This is a genomic window from Actinoplanes sp. NPDC049599, assembly GCF_044465625.1.
Lineage (GTDB): Bacteria > Actinomycetota > Actinomycetes > Mycobacteriales > Micromonosporaceae > Actinoplanes.
The window spans coordinates 34,798-51,242 of record NZ_JBITLX010000016.1; the positions used below are offsets into that span (position 1 = coordinate 34,798).

The window sequence follows — 16,445 nt, forward strand, 5'->3', positions numbered from 1 at the left end:
GACACCGCGCCTGGACAAAGACAGCCTGGGTGTCTATCGTCGAGATCGACACCCAGGCTGTCTTTTTGAGGAGAAGCATGGCTACCTTCCGTACGCCACAGGACATCACGCATCACCGCGCTGACGTCAACGGCACCAGCCTGCACTACGTGAGTGCCGGCACCAGCGGCTCACCGATCCTGCTGGTCCACGGCTTTCCCGAAAGCTGGTGGGCCTTCCACAGACTGATTCCCCTGCTGGCCGCCACCCACCGGGTCTTTGCCGTGGACCTGCGCGGCTTCGGCGACTCCGACAACCCTCCGGGTGTCTGCGACAGCGCAACATCAGCCGCCGACCTCCACCACCTGATCGCTCACCTCGACATCGGACCCGTTCATCTCACCGGACAGGACATCAGCGGAGCGACCGTCTTCCGCCTGACCACCAGGCACCCCGAGGATGTGCGCAGCCTCACCGCAATCGAGATGGGCCTGCCCGGATTCGGCCTGGAGGCGCTGGCCGACGTGACGCACGGAGGCGCCTGGCACATCGGCGTCCTCGCCGCCCCCGGCATCCCCGAGCTGCTGCTCACCGGCCGCGAGAAAGAATTCCTCAGTCGATACGCATTCCCCTCCATGACCGCTGTGCCGCGAGCGATCCTGGACACCGACATCGAGGAATTCTCTCGCGGTTACGCCCGACCCGACGGCTGGCGCGGCGCCGCCGGCCTCTACCGGTCAATGCTTCGAGAAGGACCCGAGATCAGGGAACTCGCCGAGTCACCCGGCCTCAACCAGCCCGTACTCGCGGTCGGTGCCGGAGGCGGTACGTTCACCCACGCCACCATGTCGCAGGCGGCATCCACGGCAATCAGCTCAGTTCAGTTGGACGGCGTTGGTCATTACGTCGCCCTGGAAGCACCCGAGCAACTGACCGAAGCAATACTGAGCTTCGTCGACAACGTCGATAAAGCCTCATCCCACGCGTGAACCGGGAAGTGCCGGGCGAGGTTCTTCGCGGCCGGCGGTTCGCGGCACCCGCTGTTGCGGTGGATCACTCGCAGGTCGGGGGCGCAGCAGCCGTTGCCGCCGACGGCTCCCAGCTTCGCCGCCAGGGCGTTGTCCGCGGCCGTTCGCTGGTCGGGGACGCCGCCCGCGGACGGTAGAGCCGCTCGGCGTACCCAGGGAATTCCCGCCCGTCAGGAAGCCGACCACCGTCTCGTTCGCCAGGCGGCGGTAGCGCTCGTCCCACCGCCACTGCCGGGCCCGGCTGACCAGCCCCGAGTCGAACGGCAGCACCCGGCCGCCCGGTCGAACCAGGTCGGCGGCGAGGTTGCGGCTGGCGCCGGCACGGTCCTGCGTCACGTGCGCCGGCCGGCGCACGCCGTACCGTCGAGCACCGCGAGCAGCGCCTCGAGCGCGGCCGTGGTCGCGGCGGGCACAGGACTCCTTCGATGTTGATGTCCTTGGGACGATAGGCGACGGGCGGCGCGATGACGCCACGCGACCGGAAGCGGCCTGTCCGGCCACCTGTATTTGCCGACAGTCGGCAGAAGGAGAGTCAGTGAGCACCACAGAGGAACTGCCCTACTCGTTTCACGGGCTGCACCACACGCAGCTGGCCATTCCGCCGGGTGCGGAGGATCAGATCCGGGCGTTCTACGGCGACATCCTCGGCATGACGGAAATCGAGAAGCCGCCGGTGCTGGCCGCCCGCGGTGGCTGCTGGTTCCGCGGCGGGGCGCTGGAGCTCCACTTCGGAGTCGAGCCGGACTTCACCGCCGCCCGCAAGGCCCATCCCGGTCTGCTGATCGCCGATCTCGACGCGCTGGCCAAGCGCCTGGGTGACGCGGGCGTCGACGTCGACTGGGACGACAACTTCCCCGCGCACCGCCGTTTCTACGCGTTCGACCCGTTGGGCAACCGCCTCGAGTTCCTCGAACCCGAGGCGCCGGCCGGGCGGTAAGCACGCGCACGAGGCAGCAGGACAGTGAGGGCGCCCCCTGCGGGGCGTCCTCATCGCGCGTCCGGGCCAGCTCCAAGGAGCCGTACATGTTCGAGTTGCCGGACGAGATCCTGTGCCGGGGCACCGACCTGGCCGGCACCGAGGCGGAACATCACCCGGATGGACGCCGCCGCTCGGGCGACCGTCCGGTCGGCCGTCACCGGCGGCGGAGCTGCCCACGTGCATCGCCGGCGCGACAGCCCGTTCGGGTACATCGACCTGGTCAACGGGTACGGGTCCACGGAACGTCGCGTGACGCGACGGCTTCCGAATGCGCCAACGACCACGTGGACCACCCGGAGCCGGCGCCCGGCCGGAGCACCCGCATGAGCCGAACTCGGGAACCATGACGTCATAACCGTGGAGCTTCCGGTTGCTCGACATCTGAGTCAAAGTCTGAGCGAAACGGCTGTCCACTCGCGACAATGCAACCATCAACTTCGCGGAGTTCGTCCGCACTGCCGACTGTGGACAGACCGGTGAGTCTATGATCTGATGGCAAATTGATGTATGTCAGGCTAACGGGAGATGGACTCTGCATGAACTTTAAGTGGATGGGCGTTCGCCGCAATCCTGTTCCACTGGCCGCGCTGGTGGTCATTGTGGGAATACCGTCGATGGCAATGGCGTCGTCCGAGCGCGTCGACCGGACCGATGCCGCGAGAAAGGCCATCGTAGGGGGCCATGCCCGCAACGTCATCCTCCTCATCGGCGATGGCATGGGTGACAGCGAAATCACCATTGCCCGTAACTATGAGGTTGGCGCGGCCGGGCGGCTGGCGATGGACAAGCTTCCACTCACCGGCGCATACACCACTTACGCGGTCGAGAAGAGCGATCCTACGAAGCCCGACTACACGCCCGATTCAGCGTCGTCCGCCACCGCCTTCTCCACCGGTCACAAATCGTATGACGGCGCCATCTCGGTGACCCCGGACGAACGGCCGCAGCCCACCGTCCTGGAGCTGGCCAAGCGTGCGGGCCTCCGCACGGGCGACGTCTCGACCGCCGAGTTGCAGGACGCCACGCCCGCGGCGGCCGCCTCACACGTCCCCAACCGCTACTGCCGGGGGCCGCAATCCATGACCTTGTGCCCGGCAAGCTCCAAGGAGAACGGTGGGCCGGGATCCATCTCGGAGCAGCTGATCGAGACGAAGCCCGACGTCTTGCTCGGTGGCGGTATGCGGTACTTCAACCAGACGGTGCAGGCAGGCCCGTACCAGGGCAAGACCGTATTGGAACAGGCTCGGGCCAGCGGATACCGGATCGTGACTGACGGGCAGGCCCTGGCGGCCGCCACGCCGGACGCGCCACTGCTCGGGCTCTTCGCCGACAGCGACCTGGACCGGGAGTGGACCGGTCCGGTGCCGGTCCGCGAGAACACTCCGCCCGCGGCGTGCGCACCGAATGCTGACCGGGCGGCCGGCCAGCCGCACCTGGTCGACATGACACGCAAGGCGATCGAGCTCTTGAGCCGGCAGACCGAGGGCAAGAAGCGCGGCTTCTTCCTGCAGATCGAAGGTGCCGCCATCGACAAGGCCGCCCACACCGCAGATCCGTGTGGCCAGATCGGGGAGACCGTCGGCTTCGACGCTGCTGTCGCCGAAGCCCTCCGGTATCAGCGCCGTCATCCTGACACTCTGGTCGTCGTCACGGCGGACCACGGGCACAGCAGCCAGATCGTGGAGGCGGGTTCGGTCACGTCTGGCCTCACCGCCACCGTGCGCACCCGGGAAGGCGCCGACATGACGGTCAACTACAGCACTGCTCCGGCCCCCGGCTGGGAGCAGCAACACACCGGCACTCAGGTGCGGATCGCGGCCGGCGGCCCGCAGGCCGCGAACGTCCTGGGTATCACGGATCAGACCGAGGTCTTCGTCAACCTGCGTCGCGCCCTGGGAATCTGAGACGACCGCCCGGTGCGGTTCTGGACTCGTTTCCAGAACCGCACCGAGCCCTTCGGTTCCGAAGATTTCGCCCCGTCGGCCCCTTCGCCTCCGGCGACAGCAGCCGAGTCAGACCAGTTGAACGAAGAAGAAGGTGTCTCGGCTGGTGAACGGGCCGCCGTTGGCGAACCTGAAAAAATCGGCGAACCGCAGCGTCACCCCGCGGCCGTCCTTCAGCGTGCCTACGAAGGTTCCGTGCACCGCTGCGGCGTTGCCTTGAACGACCACTTCGGAGAGGCTGTGGCAGCCGTCCTTGATGACCCGCTGATCGCGGTAGAAGCGGGTCAACGCCTCGCGTCCCACCAGCGGGTCGTAGCCGGGACGGCGGTAAACGGCATCGGGGGCGAAGAGTTCCACCAACCCGGGTACGTCGCCGCCGTCCACGAGTTCGTAGTACCTGCGGATCCGGTCCTCCCGCTCCATGCCGATCTCCTTGATCAATCCGGCAGCCGCCCGTTCGAGGTGAAGACAGGTTCGATCTTCAGTTCGGCGTGGAACCAGTCCCGGATCCCCTCGAGACGCCCGAGCACCGTGGCGCGATCGTCGCCCACCGCGACCGCTGTCATCAGCGCGTCGAACGCGCTGGTCGCGGGCTTGATCTCGGTCCCGACGGCGGTATGGACGGCAAACTCGTGCACTCCGTCGAGGGGACAGCCGGTGGGCACCCGCCGCACCCGGCCCGGGATCGGCGGCACGACCAGCCAGCCGGCCAGCCGCGAGGGCTGCAGCCCGGCCGCGAAGCTCATTTCGCCCGTCGCCAGGGCGCGCAGATACTCCCGTCCCAGGGAGACGCCGAACGCCATCTTCATGGCGCTGCCGACCTTCACCCCGCCCATCCGGCTGGCGATCTCGTTCAGCAGCCACCGGCCGTCGGGCGTGTGGAAGACCTCGGCGTGGAAGATGGTCGTGTCGGGCGTCGGAAGCGCCGCCAGTGTCTGCTCGACCAACGCCACCGACGGCTCCCACCGAGGGTCGTCACGATCCAGCATCGAGCTCACGAGGGCCCCGCCGTCCCGGTAGCTGAGCGTTGTCGTGTCGCCGTGGGTGGACGGCCAGATCAGCTGCACCTTGCCCGCGTGCACGAGGCCGTCGACGTGCAGCATCGAGTTCGGCACGTACTCCTCCGCGAGCAGCGCCGCCCCGACGTCGCCGCCCAGCTCCCGACAGGACATCGCGACCCGCTGGACGTCCGCTTCGTCGCGGAGCAGTTCGACCCCGACCGACCCCGCACCCCGGCGGGGTTTCACGATGAACGGATAGCCCGTCCGCTCGGCGAAACCGAGCAGGTCGCTCACCGTCGTGACGGCCGCGAACCGGGTCACCGGCACACCCGCGGCGGCCAGCGTCTCCTTCATGACCAGCTTGTCGCGGTACGCCAGTGCGCTCGCCAGGCTCTGGCCGGGGATGCCGAGCAGCTCCCGGAGCCGGGCGGCACGAAGCACGTCATACTCCGACAGGGCAACGATCGTGTCGAACGGCCGCCGGCGGTGCAGGCGATGCGCGGCGAGCTCAACAGCCGGCGACTCGTTGTAGTCCGGCACGGCGACCAGCTGGTCGTACGGCTCGTCGTAGGATTCGGCCTGCCGGATGGCGCGATCGTCGCCGATGACCGAGACCTGCCACTCCGGCCCCATCACCTGGGCGTAGTTGGTACTGCCGAACGGGCTCCTGCTGAGCACCAGTGCTCTCATGACCGATCCCTCTCCAGGGGTGTCGATTCCTTGTTGCCGGCCGGCTCCGGCGCCGGCCCGGCCGGTGACTCCTGATCAAGATCAGGCCAGCCCCGCAACTTTCCGTCCGGTGACCGCCGCAGTCGCCGGACCCGCGGGATGAACAGCACGATGCCCACTCCGAGGATGACGAACATCGTCGCGATGCCGATCGCCCAGGTGGCGCCGACCCGGTCGGCGACCGGCCCGATGGCCGCGAAGCCCACCGGCGCCAGGGTGAAGGAGATCAGCCAGTCGTACGACGTCACCCGGGACAGCACGGCATCCGGGATGAGCTGCTGCGTCGTGGCCGTCCAGGCGCTGTTCATGAACGTCACGCCGGCGGTGCCGACCACCGCGCAGACGGTCAGCACCGCGATGGGAGCTCCCACCGCGAGCGCCGCGAGGGGCAGCAGCATCAACAGCAGCGAAGCGTGGGCGGCGACCAACGGCCGGTCCGGCCGGAACCGCATCGCTGCCCCACCGCCGACCAGTGCACCGACGGCCGCCCCGGCGCTGACGACGCCCCAGCTCGCCGCGCCGCCGGCCGCCTGGGCCACCAGCACCGGCCCGAGAACGTAGAACGCACTCGATCCCACATTCCAGACGGCGTGGCAGCAGAGCGTCACCCAGTACCACGGCCGGGCCTTCAGCTCGCCCCAACCGGCGGCGATGTCCTTCAGCAGGCTGCTCGAATCGGTTCGCTGCACGTGGGCCAGCGGCAGCATCATCATGGCTACCGCGCACACCAGGAACGTCAGCGCGTCGGCGAGATAGACCCATCCCGGACTGGTCAGGCTCACGGCCACCCCGGCCAGCGCGGGTCCGACCACCAGGGTGGCCCCCCGGGTCATCTCCAGAAGACCGTTCGCCTCCTGCAACCGCTCATCCGTCACCGTCTGGCGCACCAGGCCGGTCAGCGCGGGCTTGGTGAGCGCCGAGGCGCCGCCGTAGCAGACGGCGGCGGCCAGGAGCATCTGCATGTCCAGCCGGCCGGTCAGCAGCAGGATGCCCACCAGCGTCTGCACGACGCCCAGGAACAGCGAGGTGCCGCCGAGCAGCAGGCGACGAGGCAGGCGGTCAGCCAGCGCACCGCCGGCGAGCAGCAGCAACGTCCGGACCACCATGCTGATCGCGAGGATCAGCCCGATCTCGGCCGCACCGCCGCCGATCGACAGCACTGCGAACGTCTGCGTGACCGGCATCAGCGCATCGCCCAGCGCGGACGAGGAGCGACCGATCCACACCAGACGGAACGGCCGGTCGGCGAGCACCCCGAACTTCTTGCTGACGTTCACCGGCGGTCCCGCCGTCGTGGTTCCGCGGCCTCGGTGGTGGCCGGTGGCCTCAGCCCTCCTGCGCCTTCGCCGCGCGCCACAACTCCAGACGCCGCTCCGGCGAGGCGTCGATCGCACCTGGACAGGCGCGCTCGACGTGGTCCAACCGCGCCGTGAATCGGTTCACCGCCTCCTGCAGGGCGACCTCCGGATCGACCCGCAGTTTGCGGGCGACCTGGACGACCGCGAAGAGCACGTCCCCCAGCTCCGACGGGCTCGGATCGTCCCGGAACTCGGCCAGCTCGTCGTCCACATCCGCGAGGGCGGCCGCCAGGTCGGGCATCCCGAAGCCGAGACCTTCGCCGCGGTCCTGGGCGCTCACGGCCCTCGACAACGCCGCCGGGCCAGCTGGCTCCATGCGAACCTCCTGCTGTTCTGGTCATCATGCGGTCCGCCAGAGTCGCATCGGCAGGTGCTTCTGCCCACCCACGACGATCGACGGCAGCGGGGTCGGCGCTCCGGCCGACTCGAACCGTATCCCCGACTCGAGGATCTCCGAGAGCAGGACGGTGGTCTGGATCCGGGCCAGCGCCGCGCCGATGCAGGCGTGGGCTCCGGCACCGAACGCGAGGTGCCGGTTGGGCCGGCGGGCGATGTCGAAGACGTCGGGATCCGCGAAGACGGCCTCATCGCGGTTCGCGGATCGAAGCCACACCACCACCCGGTCACCCGGGCGGATCGCCTGGTCACCGATGCGGCCGGCGGTTGTCGCGGTCCGCATGCTGTGGGTGGCGCTGGAGGCCCAGCGCATCATCTCGCCGGCGGCACCGGGCAGCAGCTCCCGGTGGTCGACCAGCAGTTGCCACTGGACCGGGTTGTCGATGAAGGCGAGCATGCCGGTCGCCATGGACAGACCGGAGTTCTCCGCCGCGCCGGCGATGTTCTCGCAGTTGAAAAGGATCTCCAGGTCGGACAGCGGCGCACCGGCGACCTCGCCATGGACCAGGCGGCTCACGATGTCGTTGCTCGGGCTCACCGTGCGCTCGTCCATCAGCTGGAGCAGGTAGCCCATGAACTCGTGATTCGTCGCAAGCGGCCGCCCGGCGGCGAACGAGGCGTCGATCCACCGGCGGACCTGGTCCCGGTCCGCCTCCGGTACGCCCAGCAGCGCGCAGATCACCGTGATCGTGAGGCGCGCGGCCACGTCATGGGCGAAATCGCAGGTGCCGGCCTCGACGGCCTGATCCAGGACGGCCCGGGTCGACTTCCGCAGATCTTCCTCCAGGGCCCGGACGGCGCGGCCGGCGAACAGGTCGCCGACCAGCGCACGGATGTCGCCGTGCCGGGGCGGATCGGTCAACGCCAGCGCGGCGCCGCCGGCCGGGTCGTCGCCGAGTGCGAGCGGCCGCAGCATGACCCCCTTCGCCGAGCTGAACGTCTCGTGATCGAGGTACACCGCGCGTACGTCGGAATACCGGACCACGGACCAGAACCCGGGATAGCTGCCGGCGTCGTGCCAGTGCACCGGGGCGTGCCGCCGCATCCACGGCCACAGCCGATCCGCCCGGCCGTCGGCGTGCGCGACCGGATCGGTCAGGATCGACAGGTCGGGGGCGCTATCCACGACCATCGCCCCTGAACCGGGCTGCCATCGTCTCGACGTTGTCGAGGAAGGCGCGCGCGACCGAGGTGGCGGTGGCCGTGGTCACGCTCTCCCTGCGGAAGGCGACGTCCAGACGCGCGGAGCCGTCGTCCTCGCACCAGAGCTCGGCATGCAGCTCGACCGGGAGATCGAGGTAGGGCTGCCGGACGAATTCGGTGCGAGCACCGTCGAGGTCCAGACGTGGCACCGGATTGTCCTGCACGGCGAACAGTGCCTGGGCGAGCGGCGGCCGGGAACTGCGCGGCCGCTCCACCGCGTCGAGCACGCTCGTCACGGGGACGTCCTGCGTGCGCATCGCGAGATCGACGATGTCGGTGATCGCGCGGACGGCCGCGGTGTCGCCGCCCAGGGCCTCGTCGCGGAGGCGGAGGAAGACCAGGCTCAGCTGGCAGCCGACGGCTTGTTCCGTCCCGGCGCCGACCCGCTGCCGGACCGGCGTGCTGACGACAAGATCCCGCTGGTCCGTCACGGTGGCGAGCGCGGCGCCGCAACACGCCAGCAGGACCGCGAAGCGGGTCGTCCGGGCGGCCCGGGCGAGCCGATCCAGGGTCTCGAGATCCGAGGCGGACACCCGGTGGCTGAGCAGGGCGATCCCCTGGTCCTGCGGGGCGGGCGATCCGGGCCACTGCAGGTCGGACGCTCCCTTCAAGGAGAGCAGCAGCTGATCGGCCAGGTCCGGGTCGGGGCGCTCGATCCCGGCAGCGAGGGCCGCCAGCGGAACGGGCGGCGCGGTGTGCACCGGCCGGCCCGAACGAGCCAGGTTGTACGCATCGGCCAGGTGGGTCGCGAGCACCGACTCCGACCAGCCGTCGAAGGCGACGTGGTGCACCACCACGCCGAGCACCCAGGCGTCCTCGGACACCGGCAGCAGGGCCACCCGCCACAGGTCGGCCACGGCCGGATCGAGGTCCTCGTCGAAGGCGGCACGGATCGCCGCGACGCCACCCGGCACATCGGCCGCGGCGCCGAGCTCCTCCAGCGGCGGCGGCGGGATCTCCACCGTGACCGCGTGGGGATCGCGCCCCATGACATAGGCGGCTCGCAGCGACTCGTGCCGGTCGTGCACCGCACCGATCGCCGACCGGAGCGCCGTACGGCTCAATGCGCCGTGTATCACCCAGGTCAGGATGCAGTGGTTCGTACGATCGGCCGCCGACATCAGGCCACGGGTCAGGAACAAGGTCTGCATCGGGGTCAGCGGCACAGCCGACCCGCCCGCGGCGACTCGTCCGCGGCTCTCCTCGTCGGCCGTGGCCGCCAGCCACGACGCCAGCCCGGCCGGCGTGGGCTGCTGGTACAGCTTGGACAGCGGGACCGGGCGTCCGGTGTGCCGGGCGAGCCGGGCACAGGCCCGGCCGGCGTCGAGCGAGGATCCGCCGAGGTCGAAGAACGAGTCGCCGTAGGACACCTCGGGCACACCGAGGAGCGAGCGGAACACGTCGGCCACCATCCGGGCCCGCTCGTCCCGGGCCGGTCCGGGCCGGTCCGGGGACGGCCGTCCCGGCCCGCCGACGCCGGCCGCGCTCACCAGCAGCTTCGCCTCGTCGACCTTGCCGTTGGCCGTCAGCGGCAGGGCATCCACGCTGATCACGGCGGCCGGTCGCTCGTATCCGGCGAACGTCCGCCGGATGATCTCGCCGGCCCCGGCCAACGGGTCACCGGCACGCAACGGCACGCAGAACGCGATGAGGCCGTCCGGCCGGCCGTCGGGTCCCTGCCGCGGCACCATCCGGCAGGACCGGATCGGTAACAGCGACTCCAGCCGCCGTTCCAGAGCCACCGGCTCGATCCGGTGGCCGCGGACCTTGATCTGCCGGTCGGCCCGGCCACGGAAGTGCAGGATCCCGTCCTCGTCCTTGAAGCCCAGGTCCCCGGTGCGATAGACCCGCACGGACCGCCGGTTCAGGCATACCTCGACGAACTTCTCCGCGGTCAGGGCCGGGTCCCCCAGATAGCCCACGGCCAGGCCGGCCCCGCCGATGCAGATCTCACCGGTCTCACCGGCCCCGCACGGCTGGTCGCCCCGGAGAACGTAGATCTGCGTCCGGGGCACCGGCCGGCCGAGCGGGATTCCGTCCGGCAGCTCGCAGTCCTGCGGACGGATCCGGTGCATCGTGGCGAACACCGTGGATTCGACCGGCCCGTATCCGTTGAACAGGGCGATCCCGGGATGCGCGGCGAGGAAACGGCCGACCTGCCGCCGCGCCAGCGCCTCGCCTCCGATGATCACTTTGACGAGTCCGGTGAAGGCGTCCAGGTCCTCCTCCACGATCATGTTGAAGAGGCTGCTGGTCAGCCAGGTGGCGGTCGCGCCGTGCGCGCGCACGGCCCGCCGGAGATATTCCCCGGTGATGTACGGCTCGTCGTCGACGAGGGCGGTGCCGCCGTTGAGCAGCGGCCCCCACAGCTCCAGCGAGAACGCGTCCCACGGGGTCGGCGCCCCGACCGGGAACACCGTCCGTTCGCCCAGGTCACCGAGCTCGTCCGACTCGAAGAGGCGGGCCGTCGCGAGGTGCGTCGTCAGGACGCCCTTGGGTGTGCCGGTGGTGCCGGACGTGAAGAAGACGCAGCACGGGTCATCGCCCGCCACGGGCACCGGCCGGCGGTCCACGTGCCGGCCCGACGACCCGCCCGGTGACCACACCCGCTTGGGCCAGGTCGCCCGCGGGGCGCCGGCGCCCACCACGATCAGCGGGCTGTCGAGCCGGCCGCACGTCTGCTCCAGGCGCTCGACCGGCCAGGCGGGATCAAGCAGCGCGTACGCCGCGCCGGCCTTCAGCACGGCCAGCATGGTGATCACCAGATCGGTGCCGCGCACCATGACCACCGGCACCACCTGCCCGCGGCGCACGCCGGAGCTCACCAGGTCGGCCGACCACAGGTCCGCCCGGCGGTCCAGCTCCACGTAGGTGACGGTGTGCCCGTCGGCCTTGAGGGCCGGGGCGTGCGGCCGGGAGCGCGCGAGATCCGCGACGACTTCGTGCAGACCTCTGAGCTGACCTGGCATACGACCCTCCAACGCCCCCGTGAGTCCACGATGCTACGCGCAAACTCCGCATTGGCCGGTACCCTCCGCGCCGCCCGCCAATCGACCGTCCCACGTGGATTCGCCGGAACCACTATGCTGCGGAAGTCGGCTCCCGGAGATGGATCGCTGTGGATCTCCGGGACGTTCTGGACACAAAGGGGACCACATGGACGTTCGCTCGACCGATGCCACCAAGCACGAGTTCTCGCACGACACGGTCAATGTCTGGTGGATGGTGCGACCCGAGGAGATGCGCTCGATCACCGAGGGCGGATACCTCGAGTACGTCACCGAGTTCGAGGTGGCCGGTGGCGACATGGTGGAGGCACACCACCATCCGTCGCACGAGTTCTACTACGTTCTGCGCGGGCGCGGCACCATGGTCGTCGGCGACGACTCCCGGGTGGTCCACCCGGGCGACCTGATCTCGATCCCGTCGAACGTCACGCACAGCCTCACGCCGCTCAGCGAGCACGACTCGATCCGCTGTTTCACCTTTGCGATCTCGGATCCGGGCGAGTCGAGCCAGTACTGACAAAGGAGACCGGTTGATGACCGTCAAACCGCACTTCCCCCCGCTCCTGAAGCAGATTCCGCTCGATGAGGAGTGGGTGGTGAACCCGGGCTGGGCCATCGAGGCGCGCCGGCTCAAGGCCGACGGCTGCGATGTCGTCTTCGCGACGTATCCGGAAGGCATGTCGCTCGAGCCGCACCAGCACGACGACATGAACATCGTCGGAGTGGTGACCCAGGGATGCGTGCGGCTCACGATCGACGGCGTCGAGGGGAAGTACGGGCCGGGAGACTGGTTCCACGTTCCGACGTCCGTCGTGCACTCGGCCTACTACGAGTCGGAGTGCTCGCAGGTCGAGCTCGTGTATCCGCCCGACACGGTGTAGCTCGTACGGGATCGTCGTCCGGGACAGCGGTCTGCTCCCGCTCCGAGGCTGATGTCCCGGACGACGCCGGCGCTCAGGACCGTGGCCTGCAGTGGGTCGCCAGGTCAGCGAGCGACGGGCTGTCCAGCAGCTGCTCGATGTCGACCACCAGACCGTGCTCCTCCATCGCGGTGACCAGCCGGAGCGCGTCCATCGAGTTGGCGCCCAGGTCGAAGAACTCATCGGTGGACTGCACCTTGTCGACGCCGAGAATCGACTCGGTCAAGGTGATCAGCACGGTCAGCGCACGGTCCTCGGTCACAGCAGTCCCCTCTTCGGTCAGCGGCCCGGCCGGCCGCTCACCACGTCGTCACGAACCCAGTTCGCCTCCGTCCAGCCCTCCCATTCCACCAGGGCCGGCCGGAGCGGGGTCTCATAGAAGGTGTAGAGGCGCTGGACCAGCTCCACCGCCTCATCGGCGGTCCGAGGCGGCCCCAGCGGCTCGCCGAACGTCACCACCGGGGTGCCCTCCGGCCCCGCGGCGGCGTAACACGGCACGACCGGCAGCCGCTCGTGCAGGCAGAACAGGTGCCACGAACTGCCGGTCAGCAGTTCCTGGCCGAGGAAGGTGACCCGCTCCGGCGCCGGCCTCCCGCCCCGGTGCAGGTCGGGAAAGACGCTGATCGTGCGGCGGTCCTTGAGGGCCCGGCTCGCCCTGACCAGCACCAGCGGATCCTTGCCGTCCAGCGCCAGCTTGCGCTGCTCCGGCGCCGGGTCGGCGGGCACGTCGGCCGGCGTGTTCACGTCGATGATGGATGCGGTGCGCAGGCCCAGCGCCGTGACGGCCGGGCTGATCAGCGGGAACTGGCGGATATGGAACGGAGCCAGCAGGAAACGTGAGGTTTCGGCGGCCAGCTCGCGCACGGCATCGGCGCCGCTGATCACGACGCGGTCGGCAAGCTGATCCGGAAAGAAGTGGATCATCGCCTTCCAGTACAGGATGTCCGCACGCCAGTTCAGGTAGTCGGCCGTGGTCCGTTCCACCGCGCCCGGCGGGAAGGCCCGCACGGCCGCGAGCTTCTCCGGCCACTCGTGCCTGGTCTTGAAGAGCACGTCAAGGGCCGGACGTTCGGCCTGGTAGATCGCCCGGAGCACAACGGACCCCCGGTCGAGGCCCAGCGCGGTCATCGTCTCCTGAACGGTGCGGCCGGCCGGTCCGCCATGCCGGAAGAGCCCGGTCGGACCCGTCACGGGCGCTCACCCCGGCCCAGCTGCCACACGAACTCCCGGCTGAGGGGGCCGCCGTGGCGCAGGAACTTGCCCAGGTGCCGCACCTCCCCCATGCCTCCGACGAGGCTGAGCTGAGAGGCGTGACAGAAGACCGCGTCACGTTTGCGTGACCACGCCTGGTCCGAGAGGTTCGCGCTGGTCAGCAGCTCCATCCCGTACCGATCCCGCAGATTGCGGTATTCCGGGTCGTGCCGCGCGAGGGTCGTCACGACCTCGTCGGCCGGTGCTGACGTCCAGTCGGGCACGAGCGCGGGCGCGTACGGCTGATCGGCATAGATCCGCACCGTCCTGGTGCCGAGGCCGGCGAGGATGTCCAGCGCCGCGTCGCGGACGGCGATGTGGTCCGGCTGGGTGGTGCCCAGCGGCAGGTAGACCGGAACGTCACTGCCCAGCCCTCGCAGCACCTCGCCGAGCCCGGCGAAGGGGTCCGCCGCGGCCCGATAGGGCCCGTCCGGGTTGGGCAGCATCAGCTGCTCCGCACCGAGGATGGCGCACGCGCGTGCGTCCTCGGCGGACCGCACCGCATGCGCCTCGGCCCCGCTGACAAAGCCACAGTCGGCATCCCAGCCGGACACCTTCAGGGCCGGATCCGGGGGTCCTCCATGGACGGTGACGACGACCGTGGGCCCGTCGATGGCCGGCAGCAGGCCACCCATCGACAGGGCCACGTCGTCGAAGTGGGTTCCGATGACGACGGCCCCGTGGTTGCTGATCATTGACTGATCGCGTTCCTCCCCGTGAAGTGCGACCAGGTCGCACACGCGGCAATGATATGACATGCGCCCGCCCCGGCGAGGTCCCTGCCGGGTGCCGGGTCCCGGCCGCCCCTCGGACACACCGCACCGGACTGTTTCAGTACCTTGTGTCGGAGGCCACCTTCACGCTCCCGGCGCACACGCTCCAGAAGGGACATCACATGACCGATTCGCCAGCGGACAGTACGGCGAGGTTGCTCGCCCGATGGAAGTTCGAGGAAGGCGAGGGAAGCACGGTCGAAGACCTCTCGGGCAACGGCCACACCCTGCACGCCCACGGCCCGGTGAGCTGGACGCGCAGCATCGCCGGCGGGGCCGTCCAGCTGGATGGCAAGTCGCAGTATCTGTCCACCGAGCGGCCGGTGCTCCGCACCGATCAGAGCTTCAGTGTCGCCGCCTGGCTGCGGCTGGACAGCGAGGTGATCGGGGACGAGTTCAAGCTGCCCGACGGATGGTTCGCCCTGACCGCGATCAGCCAGCCCGGGCCGAGGCCGGGGGAGCTGACGCACTCGCCCTTCTACCTGGGCGCCCGGGCGATCGACGAGGTGACGCCGGACGTCGTGAAATGGTGTCTGGAGGCCACTCCGGTCGACGGCGACCCGCCCGGACCGCCGTGGCCGTTCGTCTGGGAGAACGCGTTCTCGACGCAGATCATCGACTCCTCGGCGCTGGACCGGTGGACCCTGCTGGTCGGGGTCATGGACGCCGAGAACCGCGAGATCCACCTGTACGTGCCGGGTACGGACGACCACGGTTCGGCCGAGCTGGTGGATCACTGGCCGTTCTGGTCGGCCGACGCGCCGCTGCACATCGGCAACGCGTACTGGCGGAACGCCCCGGTCGACCAGTGGCATGGTTCCATCGGTCCGGTACGGATCTACCAGGGCGTTCTCACCCGCGAGGATGCGCAGCGGATCTACCACGAGGACATCGCGGAATGAACTCCGCCACGGGGACAGGAGAGGCGCATGGATAGGACCGCGATCACGCCGGAGCTGATCCGGCAGCTGCTGTCGGAGCAGTTCCCGCAGTGGGCGCAGTTGCCGATCCGGCCGGTCGAACGACCCGGCTGGGACAACATCACCATGCGGCTGGGCGACACCATGTCGGTTCGCCTGCCCAGCGCGGAGATGTACTCCTCCCAGGTGGAGAAGGAGCATCGCTGGCTGCCCGAGCTGCGCGAGCACCTGCCGGTGGACATTCCCCGGCCGCTCGCCACGGGCGAGCCCGGGCAGCACTTCCCGCGCCCCTGGTCGGTGTACGAGTGGTTGCCGGGCCACCAGGCGACCGTCGAGCGGGTGCCCGATCCGGTCACGCTGGCGGAGGATCTCACCGGATTCCTGAACGCGCTGTACTCGATCGACGCCACGGGCGGGCCGGAAGCGGGCCTGCACAGCTTCTACCGTGGCGCCAGCCCTTCCTACTGGGACGAGTCGGCACGGACGGCGATCGACGCGCTCACCGAGGTGATCGACGCACCGCAGGCGCTGGAGGTGTGGGAAACCGCCCTGAACAGCAGCTGGACCGGCGACCCGGTATGGTACCACGGCGACATGAGCGCCGGGAATCTGCTGGTGCAGGACGGAAAGCTGAGCGCGGTCATCGATTTCGGCACCTGCGGGGTCGGCGATCCCGCGTGCGACCTGGTGATCGCGTGGTCGTTCTTCCACGGTACGAGCCGGGAGACGTTCCGGCGCGGACTCAAACTGGACGACGCCACCTGGGCCCGGGCCCGGGGCTGGATGCTCTGGAAGGCGGCCATCACGTTGCGGGACGCCTATGCCGAGACACCCGACGACGTGGCCTCGGCGGGGATGCAGTTCGGGTGGCGGACCGGCGCGTTCCAGGTGATGCAAGAGGTGATGGCGGAGCACCGCCTGGCCATGGCCGGTTGACCGGCTCCCGCCTCCACCCGG

16 protein-coding genes are annotated in these 16,445 nt (G+C 69.6%); 7 read left to right on the forward strand and 9 right to left on the reverse strand.

Annotated features, from left to right (window positions below; genetic code table 11):
- Positions 1-29: 29 nt before the first annotated feature.
- The 3 genes from ACIBQZ_RS25805 (at position 30) to phoA (ending at position 3,890) form a co-directional block, all read left to right on the forward strand.
- On the forward strand, positions 30-968 hold the full coding sequence (locus ACIBQZ_RS25805; protein WP_396091348.1) for an alpha/beta fold hydrolase: 939 nt from the start codon (positions 30-32) through the stop codon (positions 966-968).
- 574 nt (positions 969-1,542) lie between these two features.
- Positions 1,543-1,944: a VOC family protein gene (locus tag ACIBQZ_RS25810; RefSeq protein ID WP_396091349.1), complete on the forward strand. Its 402-nt coding sequence runs from the start codon at positions 1,543-1,545 to the stop codon at positions 1,942-1,944.
- Between the two features lie 578 nt (positions 1,945-2,522).
- Positions 2,523-3,890 (forward strand): alkaline phosphatase, encoded by a 1,368-nt coding sequence (gene phoA, locus ACIBQZ_RS25815; RefSeq protein ID WP_396091350.1) that lies wholly within the window; start codon positions 2,523-2,525, stop codon positions 3,888-3,890.
- Between the two features lie 108 nt (positions 3,891-3,998).
- Here phoA and ACIBQZ_RS25820 read toward each other — a convergent pair whose 3' ends face one another.
- The 6 genes from ACIBQZ_RS25820 to ACIBQZ_RS25845 are packed head-to-tail and all read right to left on the reverse strand — an operon-like array spanning position 3,999 to position 11,585.
- Positions 3,999-4,352, reverse strand: a complete 354-nt coding sequence (locus ACIBQZ_RS25820; protein WP_396091351.1) for a nuclear transport factor 2 family protein — start codon at positions 4,350-4,352, stop codon at positions 3,999-4,001.
- Between the two features lie 14 nt (positions 4,353-4,366).
- The gene (locus ACIBQZ_RS25825) at positions 4,367-5,620 is read right to left on the reverse strand and encodes a hypothetical protein (RefSeq protein WP_396091352.1); all 1,254 of its coding nucleotides are present in this window, start codon (positions 5,618-5,620) and stop codon (positions 4,367-4,369) included.
- Complete coding sequence (locus ACIBQZ_RS25830) at positions 5,617-6,936, reverse strand: MFS transporter (protein WP_396091353.1); 1,320 nt, start codon at positions 6,934-6,936, stop codon at positions 5,617-5,619. The genes ACIBQZ_RS25825 and ACIBQZ_RS25830 overlap by 4 nt, the downstream gene beginning before the upstream one ends.
- A gap of 49 nt (positions 6,937-6,985) precedes the next feature.
- Positions 6,986-7,333, reverse strand: a complete 348-nt coding sequence (locus ACIBQZ_RS25835) for a MazG nucleotide pyrophosphohydrolase domain-containing protein (protein ID WP_396091354.1) — start codon at positions 7,331-7,333, stop codon at positions 6,986-6,988.
- Positions 7,334-7,357: 24 nt separating this feature from the next.
- A complete protein-coding gene (locus ACIBQZ_RS25840) occupies positions 7,358-8,539 on the reverse strand; it encodes a cytochrome P450 (protein ID WP_396091355.1) in 1,182 nt (393 codons plus the stop codon).
- Positions 8,532-11,585, reverse strand: coding sequence for an AMP-binding protein (locus ACIBQZ_RS25845; protein ID WP_396091356.1), 3,054 nt, complete (start codon positions 11,583-11,585; stop codon positions 8,532-8,534). The genes ACIBQZ_RS25840 and ACIBQZ_RS25845 overlap by 8 nt, the downstream gene beginning before the upstream one ends.
- 187 nt (positions 11,586-11,772) lie before the next feature.
- Here ACIBQZ_RS25845 and ACIBQZ_RS25850 point away from each other — a divergent pair, with 187 nt between their 5' ends.
- Together ACIBQZ_RS25850 and ACIBQZ_RS25855 are read left to right on the forward strand one after the other, a co-directional pair.
- A complete protein-coding gene (locus ACIBQZ_RS25850) occupies positions 11,773-12,141 on the forward strand; it encodes a cupin domain-containing protein (protein ID WP_396091357.1) in 369 nt (122 codons plus the stop codon).
- Positions 12,142-12,157: 16 nt separating this feature from the next.
- Positions 12,158-12,505, forward strand: a complete 348-nt coding sequence (locus ACIBQZ_RS25855; RefSeq protein ID WP_396091358.1) for a cupin domain-containing protein — start codon at positions 12,158-12,160, stop codon at positions 12,503-12,505.
- A 73-nt stretch (positions 12,506-12,578) separates the two neighbouring features.
- Here the strand turns inward: ACIBQZ_RS25855 and ACIBQZ_RS25860 are convergent, their stop codons facing one another.
- The 3 genes from ACIBQZ_RS25860 to ACIBQZ_RS25870 are packed head-to-tail and all read right to left on the reverse strand — an operon-like array spanning position 12,579 to position 14,490.
- Complete coding sequence (locus ACIBQZ_RS25860) at positions 12,579-12,806, reverse strand: acyl carrier protein (RefSeq protein ID WP_396091359.1); 228 nt, start codon at positions 12,804-12,806, stop codon at positions 12,579-12,581.
- Between the two features lie 17 nt (positions 12,807-12,823).
- Complete coding sequence (locus ACIBQZ_RS25865; RefSeq protein ID WP_396091360.1) at positions 12,824-13,735, reverse strand: hypothetical protein; 912 nt, start codon at positions 13,733-13,735, stop codon at positions 12,824-12,826.
- Positions 13,732-14,490: a PIG-L deacetylase family protein gene (locus tag ACIBQZ_RS25870; protein WP_396091361.1), complete on the reverse strand. Its 759-nt coding sequence runs from the start codon at positions 14,488-14,490 to the stop codon at positions 13,732-13,734. The genes ACIBQZ_RS25865 and ACIBQZ_RS25870 overlap by 4 nt, the downstream gene beginning before the upstream one ends.
- A 200-nt stretch (positions 14,491-14,690) precedes the next feature.
- Between ACIBQZ_RS25870 and ACIBQZ_RS25875 the strand changes: the two genes are divergently transcribed.
- On the forward strand, positions 14,691-15,470 hold the full coding sequence (locus ACIBQZ_RS25875) for a LamG-like jellyroll fold domain-containing protein (protein ID WP_396091362.1): 780 nt from the start codon (positions 14,691-14,693) through the stop codon (positions 15,468-15,470).
- A 27-nt stretch (positions 15,471-15,497) separates the two neighbouring features.
- Entirely contained in the window at positions 15,498-16,424 is a 927-nt protein-coding gene (locus ACIBQZ_RS25880) for an aminoglycoside phosphotransferase family protein (protein ID WP_396091363.1), read from the forward strand.
- Positions 16,425-16,445 lie beyond the last annotated feature (21 nt).

What these genes read in the sequence shown, in the direction of transcription:
- phoA (WP_396091350.1), top strand. Translation starts at nt 2,523, where the DNA reads ATGAACTTTAAGTGGATGGGCGTTCGCCGCAATCCTGTTCCACTGGCC.
- ACIBQZ_RS25835 (WP_396091354.1), bottom strand. Translation starts at nt 7,333, where the DNA reads ATGGAGCCAGCTGGCCCGGCGGCGTTGTCGAGGGCCGTGAGCGCCCAG.
- ACIBQZ_RS25880 (WP_396091363.1), top strand. Translation starts at nt 15,498, where the DNA reads ATGGATAGGACCGCGATCACGCCGGAGCTGATCCGGCAGCTGCTGTCG.
- ACIBQZ_RS25845 (WP_396091356.1), bottom strand. Translation starts at nt 11,585, where the DNA reads ATGCCAGGTCAGCTCAGAGGTCTGCACGAAGTCGTCGCGGATCTCGCG.
- ACIBQZ_RS25850 (WP_396091357.1), top strand. Translation starts at nt 11,773, where the DNA reads ATGGACGTTCGCTCGACCGATGCCACCAAGCACGAGTTCTCGCACGAC.
- ACIBQZ_RS25870 (WP_396091361.1), bottom strand. Translation starts at nt 14,490, where the DNA reads ATGATCAGCAACCACGGGGCCGTCGTCATCGGAACCCACTTCGACGAC.
- ACIBQZ_RS25875 (WP_396091362.1), top strand. Translation starts at nt 14,691, where the DNA reads ATGACCGATTCGCCAGCGGACAGTACGGCGAGGTTGCTCGCCCGATGG.
- ACIBQZ_RS25825 (WP_396091352.1), bottom strand. Translation starts at nt 5,620, where the DNA reads ATGAGAGCACTGGTGCTCAGCAGGAGCCCGTTCGGCAGTACCAACTAC.
- ACIBQZ_RS25820 (WP_396091351.1), bottom strand. Translation starts at nt 4,352, where the DNA reads ATGGAGCGGGAGGACCGGATCCGCAGGTACTACGAACTCGTGGACGGC.
- ACIBQZ_RS25855 (WP_396091358.1), top strand. Translation starts at nt 12,158, where the DNA reads ATGACCGTCAAACCGCACTTCCCCCCGCTCCTGAAGCAGATTCCGCTC.